Consider the following 14964-nt stretch of genomic DNA (forward strand, 5'->3'; position numbering starts at 1 on the left):
TCCGCCGATGCCGTGAATCAGGCTCCGGGAAATCCCTGGACCGAAATCCGAGCCCAGTCGGACTTCATCCGACTGAACCGATTTCGGTCTAGACGCAGTAAACGACCGCTTAAGGCCCTTTGGTCCAGAACGGCGGGATGGCGGAGACCGTCCTGTATCATTTCGCCTTCGATCCCGGCTCGCGCGCCGCGCGACTGGCGCTGGGCGAGGCGCGGATCGCCTTCGAGGAGACCGCCTGCCGCCCGTGGGAGCCGGACTGTCCGCTGCACGCCCTGAACCCCTCGGGCATGCCGCCCGTGCTGCAGACCACCGCCGCCGGCCGCGCCCTGACCCTGTGCGAGGCGGGCGCCGTCCTGGGCTGGATCCAGGACCAGTCCAAGGAGCCCCTGCTGCTGCCCGCCGACGCGGGCGAACGGGCCGAGGCGCGGCGGCTGACCGCCTGGTTCGACCGCCGCTTCACCGACGATGTCGGCGCCGTCCTGCTGCATGAACGGATGGAGAAGCCCCTGCTGCGGCTGGGCCCGCCCGAGGCGCGGATGCTGCGCGAAGGGCGCGAGGCTCTGAAGGGCCATCTGATCATCCTGGAGACCCTGGCCGGCGCGCGCGACTGGCTGGCGGGCCGTCGCCTGTCCCAGGCCGACCTGATCGCGGCGGGCCATCTGTCGGTGCTGGACTATTTCGGCGAGGTGTCCTGGGGCGCCTATCCGGCCCTGAAGACCTGGTACATGAAGCTGAAGTCCCGGCCCTGTTTCCGGCCGCTGCTGGCTGACCGCTTCCCCGGGGTGGCCCCGGCGTCCTGGTACGCCGAACTGGATTTCTGAGCCCGACGGCTGCAAAGGGTCGCCCATGGCGGCCGATCCGCGAGACACCATCCGCAAGGCGGCGCGGGCCCTGGGCTTCGACGCCTGCCGCTTCGCCTCGGCGGCCGAGCCGTGGGGCGCGGGCGACCGGCTGCACGCCTTCGTCGAGGCCGGCCGTCACGGCGACATGGGCTGGATGGAGACGACCCGCGACCGCCGCGCCCACCCGACCGCCATGTGGGACGGCGCCCGGTCGGCGGTGGTGCTGGGCCTGAACTACGGCCCGGGCGAAGACCCCCTGCCGCAGCTGGCCGACCGGTCGGCGGGGTATCTGTCGGTCTATGCGCGGGGCGACGACTATCACGAGCTGATCAAGGGACGGCTGAAGACCCTGGCGGGCCAGATCGCGGCGCGGACCGGACAGGACGTAAAGGTCTTCGTCGACACCGCCCCCCTGATGGAAAAGCCCCTGGCCCAGCGGTCGGGCCTGGGCTGGCAGGGGAAACACACCAATCTGCTGAGCCGTGAGCACGGCAACTGGCTGTTCCTGGGCGTCATACTGACGGCGGCCGAGCTGACGCCCGATCCGCCCGAGGGCGAGCATTGCGGATCATGCCGGGCCTGCCTGGACGCCTGTCCGACGAACGCCTTCCCCGCCCCGTTCCAGCTCGATGCCCGGCGGTGCCTGTCCTATCTGACCATCGAATTCGCGGGGCCCTGGCCGGTCGAGTTCCGCACCGCGACCGGCGCGCGCATCTATGGCTGCGACGACTGCCTGGCGGTCTGTCCGTGGAACAAATTCGCCCAGGCGTCGCGGGAAGGACGGCTTCAGGCCCGCAAGGCCCTGGTCTCGCCGCGGCTGGCGGACCTGCTGGCGCTGGACGATCCGGCCTTCCGCGCCCTGTTCGCCAAGAGCCCGGTCAAGCGGATCGGCCGCGACCGGTTCCTTCGCAATGTCCTCTATGCGGCGGGCAACAGCGACGATCCGGACCTGATCGCGCCCGTCATCGCCCTGCTGGACGATCCGGCGCCCGTGGTGCGCGGCGCCGCCGTCTGGGCCCTGTCGCGCCTGTTCCCCGAAGGCCTGGCCACCGAGCGGATGGCGCGGGAGGGCGATGAGGCGGAGGCGGAGGTGCGCGAAGAGTGGGCGCGATGACGTCCGTCTCCTCCCTGTCGCGTAGCGATGGGGAGGTGGATCGGCGGCGACAGCCGACGAGACGGAGGGGGTCTGTTCATCGTGTCATGAAGAACCCCTCCACCGCCTTCGGCGGTCCCCCTCCCCATGGAATGGGGAGGAGACGACGGATTCGTCAGCCCATGGCCACGGCGCCGTGGCGGTCGCCGCCGGGGGTGGGGGCGACGGCCAGGAGGCGCAGGCGGAAGATCAGCACGGCGTTGGGCGGAATGCGCGGCGGGCCGCCCCGCTCGCCATAGCCCAGGGCCGGCGGGACATAGAGGACCCATTCGTCCCCGACCTTCATCCGCTGCAGGGCCTCGGTCCAGCCGGGCACCACCCCGTCGGGGCTGAAGACGGCCGGGGCGCCGCGGCTGAACGAACTGTCGAAGATGGTCCCGTCGGTTAGCTTGCCCTCATAGTCGACGCGGACCAGATCGTTGCTGTCAGGGCTGGCGCCACCGGCGGGGCCGGACTGGACCACCTCGTACTGCAGGCCGGACGGCAGGGTGTGGACGCCCTCCTTGCGGGCGTTGGCGGCCATGTAGAAGTCGGCCTCCTTCTGGGCCGCCTCCAGCGAGGGGCCGGTCCCCTGGCCGCCGCAGGCCGACAGCAGAAGCGCCGCCGCGACGCCGCTAACCCATGCGAAGCGCATAACCCTTGTCCTTCAATGCCTGGCCGATCTCGTCGGCGTGTGCGCTGTCGCGCGTTTCCACCATGATGTCGAACTCGGCGCCCTTGGCCGGCACGTCCAGGGCCAGGCGGTTGTGCACCACGTCGATGATATTGCCGCCGACCCCGCCGATCACCGCCGCCATGGCCGACAATATGCCGGGCCGGTCGTCCGACAGGATGCGATAGACGGTCAGGCGCCGTTCGCGGACCAGTTCGCGGTTCAGCACCACCGCCAGCATGCGCGCGTCGATATTGCCGCCGGTCAGTTCGATGCCGACCTTCATGCCCTTGAACCGGTCCGGATAGGCCAGCAACGCCGCCAGTCCCCCGGCGCCGGCGCCCTCGGCCACGGTCTTCTCCAGGGTCGCCAGGAAGGCCACGCCCTTTTCGAAATCCGCCTCCTGACAGACCAGGACGTCCTCGATCAGCGGATTGCCCAGTTCATAGGGGATGTCGCCCGCGGCCTTGATGGCGATGCCTTCGGCGATGGTCTGGCCGCCGCATTTGGACGGCTGACCGGCCCGGCGGGCGCTGAAGGAGGGATACATGGCCGCCTCGACGCCGAAGATGCGGATGTCGGGCCGCATGGCCTTGGCCGCGATGGCGCAGCCGGCGATCAGACCGCCCCCGCCGATGGGGATGATCAGGGCGTCCAGCCCCGGCGCATCCTCCATGAACTCGATGCCGCAGACCCCCTGGCCCGCCACGATGCCGGCGTCGTCGAAGGCCGAGACGAAGATGAAGCCTTCCTCGTCCCGCAGCCGGTGCGCCTCTTCGGTCGAGCCGGAGAAGTCCAGGCCGTGGATCACCACATTGGCCCCGTGGGCGCGGGTGCCGTCGATCTTCACGAAGGGGGTGCCTTCCGGCATGACGATGGTCACCGGTATGCCCAGCCGGCCGCCATGATAGGCCAGGGCCTGGGCGTGGTTGCCGGCCGAGGCGGCGACCACGCCGCGTTTGCGCTCATCAGGGCTGAGTTGCAGCAGCCGGTTCAGGGCGCCGCGCTCCTTGAAGCTGCCGGTGAAATGCAGATTGTCGAACTTCACCCAGACCTCGGCGCCCGTAAGCTGCGACAGGCGGCGCGAATGGCGGGTCGGGGTGCGGTCGACCTGGCCGGCGATGCGGACGCGGGCGGCCTCGATATCGGCGAAGGTGACGGTCATCGGTTCTCCCATGGGCCACCCGGCCCCGCCAGGTCTTGACGCCCGGTAAGCCGCTTGTGGCGCCGCCTCGTGATCGCCGCAACCTTGACCTTGGCCATTGCGTTAGGCGTGATGGTTCCGCCCTGCCGCAGACTCACCCGGAGCGCGCCGATGTCCGTTCGCCCTGCCCGTCTCGCCCTCGTCCTGGCCGCCGCCCTGTCGGCGACCCTGGCCGCCTGCGCCACCACCCCGCCCGGCGGCTATGGCCCGCCCGCGACGGCGGTGTTCAACGCCGGGGACTTCGCCTGGTCGCAGCGCAGCGGCCCAGCCGCCATCGAGGGGCGGGTCGATTATCGCCGCGACGGCGTGGCCTATGGCTGTTCCGGCTCGGTGGGTCTGACGCCCGACACCCCCTATACGCGCCAGCGGTTCGCGGCCCTCTATGGCTCGACCGACCGCGCCGCCGTGCCCGAGGCGGTGGTCCGGGCGCGCAATGTGCCGGATCCCAACGCCGACTATCGCGCCTATGTGCGGTCCGAGCCGTGCCAGAACGGCCGGTTCCAGTTCACCGGCCTGCCGGACGGCGGCTGGTTCCTGATCACGCCGGTCGACGCCGGCGGCGAGCGCATCGTCCTGATGCGGTTCGTCCAGACCCGCGGCGGCCGCGTCACCCAGGTCGTGATGTAAGCAAGGAGGCCGTCATGCGCCTGTCCGCGATCGCCGTATTGAGCGCCGCCGCCGCCCTGGCGTCCGGCGCCGCCTCGGCCCAGACCTGGACCTCATACGACGGATACCGACCCTACGATTCGACGCCGGGCCGTCATTACAGCAATCCCTACCGCTACGACGGCCGCTACGGCGGCTATGACCGGTCGTTCAACGGCCAGGCGGACCGGCCGGGGGACTATCGCTGCGACGCCTTCTGGGACGCCAACCGGTCGGACTGCGGCGCGGGCTGGCGGGACCAGCGTCATCGCTCGAGCTACGGATATGGCTACGGCTATGGGCGGGGATATGCGTCCCGCTACGGCTACAGCCGGGGCTATGGATCGGCCCACGGCGGGGCCGGGGCGGTCTATCCCGGCGCCTATGGCCGGCCGGACCTGGTCTATCCCAGCGGACGCGGCGGCCCTGCCAGCGCAGGGCGTGACCCGGCGCGGATCGACTGGTGCCGGTGGAACTACCGCTCCTATGATCCGGCCAGCGGCTATTACCGGGCCTACAGCGGCCGACTGGTCTGGTGCGGCTGACGCTCACGAGATCGTGCCCTAGCAGCGTTCGCCATCTTTCGGCCCAGACCGCCTCCCTTTTCGGGTGACGCCCATCCGGGCGCCGGTAAGGGGAGCGTTGCCATGTCCCAGCACAATATCGTCGGCTCCGAGGCCTTCGGAAAGCGGCCGCACGTCTATATCCGGTCGATGAAGCCGGGCGGGCGGCGGCGGCGCCAGGCCCGTGTGGCCCTGGCCTTCATCGCCGGCGTCGGGGTGGCGGCGGTGGGCGGCGTGGTCGCCGCCGTCGTCGCCTTCGGGCCCGGACTGGCCGGCGGCTGATCGACGGGCCTCAGGCCAGCCAGACCATCCGCCGCGTCTGGACCGCCTCGCCCCGCGCCTTGCTGAAGCCGCGCCGCACCTCGCCGGTATAGAGGAAGCCCGCCTTCTCCAGCACCCGGCCCGAGGCGGGGTTGTCCACGAAGTGGCCGGCCGTCAGGGCGCGGCGGCGCCATTTGCGCGAGGCCCAGACCAGGCCCGCCTCCAGGGCTTCGGTGGCGAACCCCCGGCCCCAGTAGTCGCGGCCGATCCAGTATCCGGTCTCGGGCGCCACGTCGCCGCCCTCGAACAGGCCCAGCACCCCGACCAGGCCGTGATCCTCATGGTCGATGACGAAGGTCGCGGCCCGGGCCGGATCCTGGCCGGCCACCTGCAGCACGAAATCCTCGGCGTCGCCGACCCCGAACGGGTGCGGCATCCGCAGGGTCATGCGGGCGATGTCCGGATCGTCGGCCAGGCGCGCCAGCCGGCTGACGTCCTGCAGGCCCGGCGCGCGCAGCATCAGCCGCCGCGTCTCGATCACGGGTGAGGTCTCGATGATGCACATGGCGTGGCCTCGATTTCCTGCCGCCTCCTTAGATCAGGGCTCGGGCGGCTTCGAGGCGGGGAAACGAAAACGGGGAGCCTGGTGATCCAGACTCCCCGCGGAAAAATCCCCTGGTCCGGATCGGCTGCTTGTTCCAGCAACGCGATCCGAAATGGGCTTTCTCGGATCGCTATTCGGCGGCTACGGCCTGCTGGTCGTTGGCGGCTAGAATCGACACGTAACAACGGCCGCCAGCCTTGGTGGTGAATTTCACAGCGCCGTTCACCAGGGCGAACAGGGTATGGTCGCGGCCCATGCCCATGTTGACGCCCGGATGCCATTTGGTGCCGCGTTGGCGCACGATGATGTTGCCGGCCAGCACCTGCTCGCCACCGAACTTCTTCACGCCCAGGCGTTTCGACTCGGAGTCGCGACCGTTGCGCGACGAACCGCCGGATTTCTTGTGAGCCATAACTCTGCTCCGTCCTCTTGCGCCGGGCCCGGGGGCCTGTCTTCAGCGCCTATTGTAGCGACAAACGCCCGGTTTGGGCGCCCGTGAAATCTTCAGTCTTCAGCCGTCTTGGCGGCGGCCTTCTTGGCCGGAGCCTTCTTGGCCGGGGCGGCCTTGGCTTCAGCCTTGGAGGCGGCGGCCTTGGCAGCCGGGGCCTTCTTGGCCGGCTTGGCTTCGGTTTCGGCCGTGCGCGGGGCCAGGCCGCGGGCGCGGGCGTTGATCTCGGCCTTGGTCATCAGCGAGGTTTCGCCGTCCCACTTGGCCTTTTCGCCGCCGCCTTCGATGCCGGTGATGCGCAGGACCGATTCCATCTGGCGATGGCCACGGGTGCGGCGATAGCCCTGGCGGCGGATCTTCTTGAAGATCTTCACCTTCTCGCCCTTGCGGGTCTCGATCAGGGTGGCGGCGACGGCGGCGCCCGAAATCAGCGGCGCGCCCAGGGTCACCCCCTTGTCGCCGCCCAGCATCAGGACGTCGCCGAAGCTGACGTCGGCGCCAGCCTCGCCGTCGATCTTCTCGACCACGATCACATCGCCCGGTTGAACCCGGTACTGCTTGCCGCCGGTCTTGATCACCGCGTACATCTTGGAAGCCTCGGCTGAACGCAAAAAAGAGTGCGCCCGCAGGAACCCCGCGGGCGAAGAGGGGGCGACATAGACGGGGCGGGGGTCCGAGTCAACGCCGCCGGGCGAAAACCGGCGTCGAGAAAACCTCTCGACCGTTACAAAGTAACACGATATAGGCGGCCCATGTCCCCGCCCGATCTGCAACAGCCCGTCCTGGTCTCCGTCGTGGGGGCCGGTTTCGCGGCGGCCTTCCTGCATGCGGCCCTGCCGACCCACTGGCTGCCCTTCGTCCTGGTCGGGCGCGCCCAGAGATGGAGCCTGTCGCGCACCCTGGGCGCCGTGGTCGCCGCCGGCCTGGCCCATATCGCGTCCACGGCGGTGTTCGGCGGGCTGATCGTGCTGGCGGGGCTGGCGCTGAACCAGTGGGTGTCGGGCCTGCTGCCCCACATTTCGGCGGCCCTGCTGATGCTGTTCGGCGCCTTCTATCTGGCGCGCGCGACCCTGAAGCGGCCGGCCGCCGCCGGCGGGCCCAGCCTGGACCTGCCCGAGCCGGCGGTCACCGACGCCGCCGCCTTCTGGGGCCTGGTGGCCATGATGGCCGTGTCGCCCGGCGAGGTGCTGCTGCCGGTCTATCTGTCCACGGCGCAGGAGGGGCTGGCGGTCCTGGGTCTGCTGACGGCCGCCTTCGCCGCGGGCACGGTGGCGGGGATGGCGGTCCTGACCGTCCTGGCCCGCGCCGGCGCCTCCATCCTGCGGCTGGAGCGGTGGGCGCGGTATGAAGGCATGGTGCTGGGCGTCGCCCTGATGGTGCTGGGCCTTCTCGTCATGGCGCACCAGCACTAGACTCTGGCACATGGGCCACGACCATAGCCGCCACAATCACGGACATGGGCACGGGGGGCATTCGCACGCCCATGGGCACAGCCATGCCCCGGCCGACACGGGCGACTGGCGCTATCTGGTCGGGCTGACGGTCAATCTGGTCTTCGTGGCGGTCGAGTTCGGGGCCGGATGGATCGCCCAGTCCACCGCCCTGATGGCCGATGCGGGGCACAATCTGTCCGACGTCCTGGGCCTGGCCCTGGCCGGGGGCGCGGCCTGGCTGGCGCGGCGCGCGGCGGGGTCGCAGCGCACCTATGGATTCCGCAAGGCCACGGTTCTGGCCGCCCTGGCCAACGCCATCCTCTTGCTGTTCGCCTGCGGGGCCATCGCCTGGGAGGCGGCGCACCGGTTCAGCGATCCGGCCTCGGTCGATTCGGTCACCGTCATGGTGGTGGCGGGGATCGGCTTCGTCATCAACCTGGGCACGGCCCTGCTGTTCATGAAGGACCAGCACAAGGACCTGAACGTGCGCGGCGCCTATCTGCACATGATGGCCGATGCGGGGGTGTCGCTGGGCGTCGTCGTCGCGGGCGCCGCCATCATGTTCACGGGCTTCAGCCTGATCGACCCGATCGTCAGCCTGGTGATCGTGGCCGTCATCCTGATCGGCACCTGGGGCCTGCTGAGGGATTCGGTCGATCTGGCGCTGGATGCGGCGCCGGCGGGCATCCGGGTGGACGATCTGCGCGCGGCCCTGCTGGCCCTGCCCGGCGTCACGGCGGTGCATGACCTGCACGTCTGGGGCCTGTCGACCACCGACGCCGCCATGACCGCCCATCTGGTGCACGACCGGCCCGACGCGGCCGCCCTGCTGACCCAGGCGCAGAGCCTGGCGCGGGATCAGTTCGGCGTCGGCCACACCACCTTCCAGCTGGAAACCGGCGCCCTGCCGGACTGTCCGGCCTGCTAGGATGGACTAAGTGGACTTAGTCCACTAGATTGGACCCATGACCACCGTCAACGTCCACGAAGCAAAGACGCATTTCTCCCGCCTGCTGGAACGGGCAGCCGGCGGCGAGACCGTGATCATCGCTCGGGCGGGCAAGCCTGTCGCCCGGCTGGCGCCGCTTGAGCCGGAACCTCGCCTGACCGACGACGCCGCCAAGCGCCGCGTGGGCTTCATGAAGGGCGAGGGTAAAATTCCGGACGACATCAAGACGCCATTCGCCGAAGAGATCGAAGAGATGTTCTACGGGCGGTCGTGAACCTGCTGGTCGATACTCATCTGGTCCTCTGGACTTCCATGCGGCCTGAACGGCTGTCCGCAAGGGCGCGCGCGGTGCTGGAAGACCCTGGCAACACCTTGGCTTTCAGCATCGCCAGCCTGTGGGAAATCGTCATCAAGACCATGCTGGAGCGCCACGACGATTTCGCCGTCGATGCTGTCCGGTTGCGGTCAAAATTGCTGGAAAGCGGCTATGAGGAGCTGCCGGTCACCGGCGATCACGCCCTGGCGGTGACGGCTCTGCCGTCCCTGCATAAAGATCCATTCGACCGTCTGCTTCTGGCCCAGGCCATGACCGAGGGCCTGACGCTCCTGACCGCGGATCACGCCCTGGGCGCCTATCCCGGCCCGATCCTGCGCGTCTGACCCCTTCCTTTTCGCGCTGTCAGCCGCCATCTCCCCGTCCATGAGCGACAAGACCCCCGTGACCGTCCTGACCGGCTATCTCGGCGCCGGAAAGACCACCCTTCTGAACCGCATCCTGACCGAGGACCACGGCAAGCGTTACGCCGTCATCGTCAATGAGTTCGGCGAGATCGGCATCGACAACGACCTGGTCGTCGGCGCGGATGAAGATGTGTTCGAGATGAACAACGGCTGTGTCTGCTGCACGGTGCGCGGCGACCTGATCCGCGTCGTCTCGGGCCTGATGAAGCGGCAACGCCCCGGCAAGCCGGCCTTCGACGCCATCATCGTGGAGACGACGGGCCTGGCCGACCCCGGGCCGGTGGCCCAGACCTTCTTCGTCGACGAGGACGTCAAGGCCAAGACCACCCTGGACAGCGTCACCGCCCTGGTCGACGCCAAACATGTGATGGCGCGGCTGGATGACTCGAAAGAGGCGCGCGAACAGGTCGCCTTCGCCGACCGCATCATCCTGAACAAGACCGACCTGGCGACGGCCGAGGAACTGGACGCCGTCGAGGCCCGGCTGCGCGGCCTGAACCCCCTGGCGCCCATCGTCCGGGCCGAGCGGTCGAACGTGCCGCTGGACCAGGTGCTGGGCCAGCACGGCTTCGACCTGGACCGGATCCTGGAGGTCAAGCCCGACTGGGTGAACCCGCCCCATGGCGCCGAGGGTCACGTCCACGACGAACACTGTGGCCATGACCACGATCACGATCACGGCCATCATCACCACGACCATGATCACCACGACCATGGCCCGCGCGGCCACGCCCACCAGGACGACATCAAGGGCATCAGCCTGTCGCTGGACCGGCCGCTGGACGGCGGCAGATTCACCGCCTGGCTGGACCGTCTGCTGGCCGAAAAGGGCCAGGACATCCTGCGCGCCAAGGGCATCATCGACCTGGCCGGCGAAGACCGCCGCCTGGTCTTCCAGGCCGTGCACATGATCCTGGAAGGCGACCTGCAACGCCCCTGGGGCGACAAGGAGCGCCGCTGGAGCCGCGCCGTCTTCATCGGCCGCGACCTGGACGAAGCCGCCCTGAAAGCCGGGTTCGAGGCCTGCGCGGCTTGAAGGTAAGGCAATATTGCCTTACTTTGTCGATATGGTCGCACTCACCCTCACAGCCAAGAACCAGCTGACGCTCCGCAAGGAGGTCGTGAAGCATCTCGGCCTGAAGCCGGGCGACAAGGTCGAGGCCAATCTGCGGCCCGACGGGCGGGTCGAACTGGTCGCGCCCAGGCCCCGGACAGGCAAAATCTCCGACCTCGCCGGAATGCTGAAGCGGCCGGGTCAGCCGGTCCTGACGATCGAGGACATGAATGAAGCCATCGCAGAAGCCGGAGCGGAAGCCGGTATGCGCGGCCTGTGAGGGTCGCTGTCGACACCAATGTCGTGGTCCGGTTTCTGGTCGGCGACGACCCTGACCAGTACGCGCTTGCGCGCGAGGCGATGGAGAGCGCCGAGTATCTCGTCTTTCCGACCGTGACCCTTTGCGAAACCGTCTGGGTTCTGGAACGTCGCTACCGGTTGGCGGGAACAGAGATCGCCGCCATGCTTCGCGCCTTGATCAATACGGAGACGGCTGAATTCGATCGGTCCGCCGCCGAAGCCGGACTTGCCATGCTGGAGGCGGGCGGCGACTTCGCCGACGGCGTCATCGCCCAGCAAGGCCGAATGAGCGGCGCCGCCATGTTCGTCTCCTTCGACCGCAAGGCGGTCCGCCTGCTGGATCAGGCTGGTCAACCGGCCCGACTTCTGGCCTAAGCCGCATCATGAATTTCACCTTCGACGCCCAGGTCACCGCCGCCCTGTTCGATGCGAGCGGCGCCGTCTTCGCCCTGGGCGACGGGGCGGTGGTGTTCGAGAGCGGTGAGCGGGCCGAGGCGCACGACGGCGCCGTCCTGTGCGCCTGCGTCCATCCGTCGGGCGAGGGCGTCATCACCGGGGGCGACGACGGCAGGGTGGTGTGGAGCCGGCGCGGCGAGTCCCTGGTCCTGGCCACCGCGAAAGGGCAATGGATCGACGCCATCGACGCGGCGCCCGAGACGGGGCTGGTGGCCTTCGCCCATGGCCGGACCCTGGCCGTCATCGACCCGGCTGACAGCCATTTCCGTCGCGATTTCGCCCATGAGCGCACCGTTTCGGGCGTCGCCTTCGATCCCCGGGGGCGGCGGGTGGCGGCCTCGACCTATGGCGGGGCGGCCCTGTGGTATGCGCGGATCGCCCAGCAGCAGCCGGTCATGCTGAAATGGGCCGGATCGCACACGGGGGTGGCCTGGTCGCCGGACGGCGCCTTCCTGATCACCACCATGCAGGACAGCCAGCTGCACGGCTGGCGGCTGAAGGACCAGCGGGACATGCGGATGGGCGGCTATCCGGCCAAGATCCGCAACCTGGCCTTCCTGTCGCGCGGCCGGCTGCTGGCCACGCCGGGGGCGCAGGGGGTGGTGCTGTGGCCCTTCGAGGGCGCCCATGGCCCCATGGGACGCGAGGCGACCGAGATCGGCTATGACGAGGCCAGCCTGGTCAATCTGGTCGCCGCCCGGCCGCAGCACGGCCGCGTCGCCGCCGGGCTGAACGACGGCCGGGTCTGGGTCGCCGACCCGGCGGGCCAGGGGCTGGATCGCATCAAGGCGGACAAGGGTGCGCCCATCGTGGCCCTGGCCTTCGACGCCGCCGCCGCCCGCCTGGCCTGGGCCGACGAGGACGGGCGCGCCGGGATCGCCGATCTCTGACTTGCAACCTTGGCCGTGATGGCGGAAGCCTTGGCGCATGAACGGGGCGGCTGAGATCAAGACGCGCGGGCGGCCGATCCTGACGGCCCTGCTGATCCTGGCCCTGCTGCCGATCGGGGCGGTGGCGATCCATCGCATCGTGCCGCCGCCCACCACCCTTCTGATGGTCAAGCAGGCCGTGGCCGGGAACGGCCTGACCTATCGCTGGCGCGGCATCGACGACATTTCGCCGCGACTGGTGGAGGCGGTGATCGCGGCCGAGGACGCCCGCTTCTGCGAACACCGGGGCTTCGACTTCAAGGCCATCGAGAAGGCGCTGGACAGCAATGCGCGCGGGCGAAAGGTGCGGGGCGGCTCGACCATCAGCCAGCAGACGGCCAAGAACGTCTTCCTGTGGCCCGGCCGCGACTGGATCCGCAAGGGGTTCGAGGCCGGCTACACTGTCCTGATCGAGACCCTGTGGGGCAAGCGGCGGATCATGGAGGTCTATCTGAATGTCGCCGAATGGGCGCCGGGCGTCTATGGCGCCGAGGCCGCCGCACGCCGCTGGTTCGGCAAGAGCGCCGCCGACCTGAGCCCGCGCGAGGCGGCGCGGCTGGCGGCCATCCTGCCCAGTCCGCGCCGGTATCAGGCCGCCAGCCCCGGCCCCTATGTCCGGCGGCGGGCGGGCCGCATCCAGGCCGCCATGGGTGCGGTGAGGGGCGAAGGCCTGGCCGCCTGTGTGCTGAGATGACGGCGGCTTGACGCGGCGCGCCAGGGCGCGCTCCCATGCGGGCCAGACAGCGGCCGGCAAGGTCCGCGAACCGGAGGATAGCCCATGAAACGCCAACTGATGGCCGCGGCCGCCGCCTGCGCCCTGAGCACCTGCCTGACCTTCGCGGTGGCCGGCCCCGCCGCCGCCGCGCCCCAGGCCCCCGCCGCGACGGCCTTCCCCGCCACGGCCCAGGGCGCAAGCGCCTTCGTCGCCGACGCCGAGGCGCGCCTGGCCGAGATGTATGAATATGTCGGCCGCATCCAGTGGGTGCGGGCCACCAACATCACCTTCGACACCATGTGGCTGGAAAGCCGGGCCAACGCTCAGCTGACCGAGATGCAGGTGCAGCTGGCCAATGAGGCCGCCCGCTTCAACGATGTCCAGGTTCCCGCCGAGGTGCGGCGCAAGCTGAACCTGCTGCGCCTGGGGCTGGTGCTGCCGGCGCCCAACCGGCCCGGGGCGGCGGCCGAACTGGCCGAGATCACCACCCGGCTGGACTCCACCTATTCGACCGGCAAGTTCGCGTTCAGGGGCGAGCAGATCACCCTGGACGACGCCAGCCTGAAGATGGCCGAGAGCCGCGATCCGGCCGAGACCAAGGCCCTGTACGAAGGCTGGCGCACCATTTCGCCGGTCATGCGCGACGACTACGCCCGCATGGTCGAGATCGCCAACGAAGGCAGCCGCGAACTGGGCTACGCCGACACCGGCGCCATGTGGCGGGCGGGCTATGACATGGCGCCCGACGCCTTCGCCGCCGAGACCGACCGGCTGTGGGATCAGGTCAAGCCCTTCTACGAGAACCTGCACTGCTATGTGCGCGGGCGGCTGAACGCCCGTTACGGCGATGCGGTCCAGCCGGACCACGGGCCGATCCGCGCCGACCTGCTGGGCAATATGTGGTCGCAGCAGTGGGGCAATATCTATGACGTGGTGGCCCCGCCCGGCACGGCCGAGGGCCAGGGCTACGACCTGACGCAACTTCTGACCCGCGCCGATTACGACGCCACCCGGATGGTGAAGACGGGCGAGGGCTTCTACACCTCACTGGGGCTGGCGCCCCTGCCCGACAGCTTCTGGGAGCGCAGCCAGATCACCCGGCCGCGCGACCGGGAGGTGGTGTGCCACGCCTCGGCCTGGGACGTGGACAATGTCGACGACCTGCGCATCAAGATGTGCACCCAGGTCAACGCCGACGACTTCTACACCGTGCACCACGAACTGGGGCACAACTACTATCAGCGGGCCTACAACCAGCAGCCCTTCCTGTTCCGCAACGGGGCCAACGACGGCTTCCACGAGGCCATCGGCGACTTCATCGGCCTGTCGGCCCTGACCCCGACCTATCTGAACCAGATCGGCCTGCTGGAGACCGTGCCGGGGGCCGAGGAGGACATCCCCTTCCTGCTGAAGATGGCGCTGGACAAGATCGCCTTCCTGCCCTTCGGCCTGATGGTCGATCGGTGGCGCTGGGATGTGTTCAGCGGCAAGACCGCGCCCGAGGGCTATAACGACGCCTGGACGGCGGACATGCTGAAATACCAGGGGCTGGTCCCGCCCGGCCCACGCCCGGCCGACGCCTTCGACCCCGGCGCCAAATATCACATCCCCGGAAACACCCCCTACACCCGCTATTTCCTGGCCCACATCTACCAGTTCCAGTTCCACCGCGCGGCCTGCAAGATGGCGGGCTGGACCGGGCCGCTGCATCGCTGCTCGATCTACGGCAACGAGGAGGTGGGCGCCCGCTTCAACGCCATGATGGAAATGGGCCAGTCGCGCCCGTGGCAGGAGGCCATGGCCGCCTTCACCGGCGAGGACGGCAACGACGCCTCGGCCGTGGCCGACTATTTCGCGCCGCTGAACACCTGGCTGGAGGCCCAGAACCGCGGCAAGGACTGCGGCTGGGGCTGACACGGACCTCCTCTCCCTCCCCCTGCGGGGGAGGGTGGCGCGAAGCGCCGGGTGGGGAGGGCCAGGCGATACACGCACCAAGCCTGACTTGCCGAAGCGCC

The 14964-nt window shown here is 69.4% G+C and carries 20 protein-coding genes; 15 read left to right on the forward strand and 5 right to left on the reverse strand.

What is annotated here, in order from left to right:
- The first annotated feature begins 137 nt into the window (after nucleotides 1-137).
- Together KF910_RS10710 and queG are read left to right on the forward strand one after the other, a co-directional pair.
- The gene (locus KF910_RS10710) at nucleotides 138-821 is read left to right on the forward strand and encodes a glutathione S-transferase family protein (protein WP_292262245.1); all 684 of its coding nucleotides are present in this window, start codon (nucleotides 138-140) and stop codon (nucleotides 819-821) included.
- Between the two features lie 25 nt (nucleotides 822-846).
- Nucleotides 847-1956: a tRNA epoxyqueuosine(34) reductase QueG gene (gene queG / locus KF910_RS10715; RefSeq protein ID WP_292262254.1), complete on the forward strand. Its 1110-nt coding sequence runs from the start codon at nucleotides 847-849 to the stop codon at nucleotides 1954-1956.
- A 154-nt stretch (nucleotides 1957-2110) separates the two neighbouring features.
- On the opposite strand, the gene KF910_RS10720 is transcribed toward queG, so the two are convergent.
- Together KF910_RS10720 and KF910_RS10725 are read right to left on the reverse strand one after the other, a co-directional pair.
- Nucleotides 2111-2629, reverse strand: coding sequence for an FKBP-type peptidyl-prolyl cis-trans isomerase (locus tag KF910_RS10720; protein WP_292262258.1), 519 nt, complete (start codon nucleotides 2627-2629; stop codon nucleotides 2111-2113).
- On the reverse strand, nucleotides 2610-3812 hold the full coding sequence (locus KF910_RS10725; RefSeq protein ID WP_292262263.1) for a threonine ammonia-lyase: 1203 nt from the start codon (nucleotides 3810-3812) through the stop codon (nucleotides 2610-2612). Before KF910_RS10725 ends, KF910_RS10720 begins: the two co-directional genes overlap by 20 nt.
- Nucleotides 3813-3962: 150 nt before the next feature.
- On the opposite strand from KF910_RS10725, the gene KF910_RS10730 reads away from it, so the two are divergent.
- The 3 genes from KF910_RS10730 (at nucleotide 3963) to KF910_RS10740 (ending at nucleotide 5341) form a co-directional block, all read left to right on the forward strand.
- Nucleotides 3963-4478, forward strand: coding sequence for a hypothetical protein (locus KF910_RS10730; RefSeq protein ID WP_292262268.1), 516 nt, complete (start codon nucleotides 3963-3965; stop codon nucleotides 4476-4478).
- A 14-nt stretch (nucleotides 4479-4492) separates the two neighbouring features.
- Nucleotides 4493-5041 (forward strand): BA14K family protein, encoded by a 549-nt coding sequence (locus KF910_RS10735; RefSeq protein ID WP_292262272.1) that lies wholly within the window; start codon nucleotides 4493-4495, stop codon nucleotides 5039-5041.
- A gap of 102 nt (nucleotides 5042-5143) precedes the next feature.
- Entirely contained in the window at nucleotides 5144-5341 is a 198-nt protein-coding gene (locus KF910_RS10740; protein ID WP_292262277.1) for a hypothetical protein, read from the forward strand.
- A 10-nt stretch (nucleotides 5342-5351) separates the two neighbouring features.
- On the opposite strand, the gene KF910_RS10745 is transcribed toward KF910_RS10740, so the two are convergent.
- The 3 genes from KF910_RS10745 to rplU all read right to left on the reverse strand — a co-directional run bounded on the left by KF910_RS10745 (nucleotide 5352) and on the right by rplU (nucleotide 6959).
- Nucleotides 5352-5885, reverse strand: coding sequence for a GNAT family N-acetyltransferase (locus tag KF910_RS10745; RefSeq protein ID WP_292262285.1), 534 nt, complete (start codon nucleotides 5883-5885; stop codon nucleotides 5352-5354).
- Nucleotides 5886-6054: 169 nt separating this feature from the next.
- On the reverse strand, nucleotides 6055-6336 hold the full coding sequence (gene rpmA / locus KF910_RS10750) for a 50S ribosomal protein L27 (RefSeq protein ID WP_292262290.1): 282 nt from the start codon (nucleotides 6334-6336) through the stop codon (nucleotides 6055-6057).
- Nucleotides 6337-6428: 92 nt separating this feature from the next.
- Nucleotides 6429-6959 carry a 50S ribosomal protein L21 gene (rplU, locus tag KF910_RS10755; protein ID WP_292262295.1) on the reverse strand — a complete coding sequence of 177 codons (531 nt, stop codon included), beginning with the start codon at nucleotides 6957-6959 and terminating at the stop codon, nucleotides 6429-6431.
- Between the two features lie 165 nt (nucleotides 6960-7124).
- Between rplU and KF910_RS10760 the strand changes: the two genes are divergently transcribed.
- The 10 genes from KF910_RS10760 (at nucleotide 7125) to KF910_RS10805 (ending at nucleotide 14863) form a co-directional block, all read left to right on the forward strand.
- On the forward strand, nucleotides 7125-7784 hold the full coding sequence (locus KF910_RS10760; RefSeq protein ID WP_292262299.1) for a hypothetical protein: 660 nt from the start codon (nucleotides 7125-7127) through the stop codon (nucleotides 7782-7784).
- A 10-nt stretch (nucleotides 7785-7794) separates the two neighbouring features.
- Nucleotides 7795-8733 carry a cation diffusion facilitator family transporter gene (locus KF910_RS10765; protein WP_292262304.1) on the forward strand — a complete coding sequence of 313 codons (939 nt, stop codon included), beginning with the start codon at nucleotides 7795-7797 and terminating at the stop codon, nucleotides 8731-8733.
- 37 nt (nucleotides 8734-8770) lie between these two features.
- Nucleotides 8771-9028, forward strand: coding sequence for a type II toxin-antitoxin system Phd/YefM family antitoxin (locus KF910_RS10770; RefSeq protein ID WP_292262307.1), 258 nt, complete (start codon nucleotides 8771-8773; stop codon nucleotides 9026-9028).
- Complete coding sequence (locus KF910_RS10775; protein WP_292262312.1) at nucleotides 9025-9414, forward strand: type II toxin-antitoxin system VapC family toxin; 390 nt, start codon at nucleotides 9025-9027, stop codon at nucleotides 9412-9414. The genes KF910_RS10770 and KF910_RS10775 overlap by 4 nt, the downstream gene beginning before the upstream one ends.
- A gap of 40 nt (nucleotides 9415-9454) precedes the next feature.
- Nucleotides 9455-10531, forward strand: coding sequence for a CobW family GTP-binding protein (locus tag KF910_RS10780; protein WP_292262317.1), 1077 nt, complete (start codon nucleotides 9455-9457; stop codon nucleotides 10529-10531).
- 85 nt (nucleotides 10532-10616) lie between these two features.
- Nucleotides 10617-10829: an AbrB/MazE/SpoVT family DNA-binding domain-containing protein gene (locus KF910_RS10785; RefSeq protein ID WP_292262322.1), complete on the forward strand. Its 213-nt coding sequence runs from the start codon at nucleotides 10617-10619 to the stop codon at nucleotides 10827-10829.
- Nucleotides 10826-11224, forward strand: a complete 399-nt coding sequence (locus KF910_RS10790) for a type II toxin-antitoxin system VapC family toxin (RefSeq protein WP_292262327.1) — start codon at nucleotides 10826-10828, stop codon at nucleotides 11222-11224. The genes KF910_RS10785 and KF910_RS10790 overlap by 4 nt, the downstream gene beginning before the upstream one ends.
- Before the next feature lie 8 nt (nucleotides 11225-11232).
- Nucleotides 11233-12195, forward strand: coding sequence for a WD40 repeat domain-containing protein (locus tag KF910_RS10795; protein ID WP_292262332.1), 963 nt, complete (start codon nucleotides 11233-11235; stop codon nucleotides 12193-12195).
- Between the two features lie 37 nt (nucleotides 12196-12232).
- Complete coding sequence (mtgA, locus tag KF910_RS10800) at nucleotides 12233-12928, forward strand: monofunctional biosynthetic peptidoglycan transglycosylase (protein ID WP_292262337.1); 696 nt, start codon at nucleotides 12233-12235, stop codon at nucleotides 12926-12928.
- A gap of 84 nt (nucleotides 12929-13012) precedes the next feature.
- Nucleotides 13013-14863: a M2 family metallopeptidase gene (locus KF910_RS10805; protein WP_292262342.1), complete on the forward strand. Its 1851-nt coding sequence runs from the start codon at nucleotides 13013-13015 to the stop codon at nucleotides 14861-14863.
- Nucleotides 14864-14964 lie beyond the last annotated feature (101 nt).

This window comes from Brevundimonas sp., from assembly GCF_019636155.1.
Taxonomy (GTDB): Bacteria; Pseudomonadota; Alphaproteobacteria; order Caulobacterales; family Caulobacteraceae; genus Brevundimonas.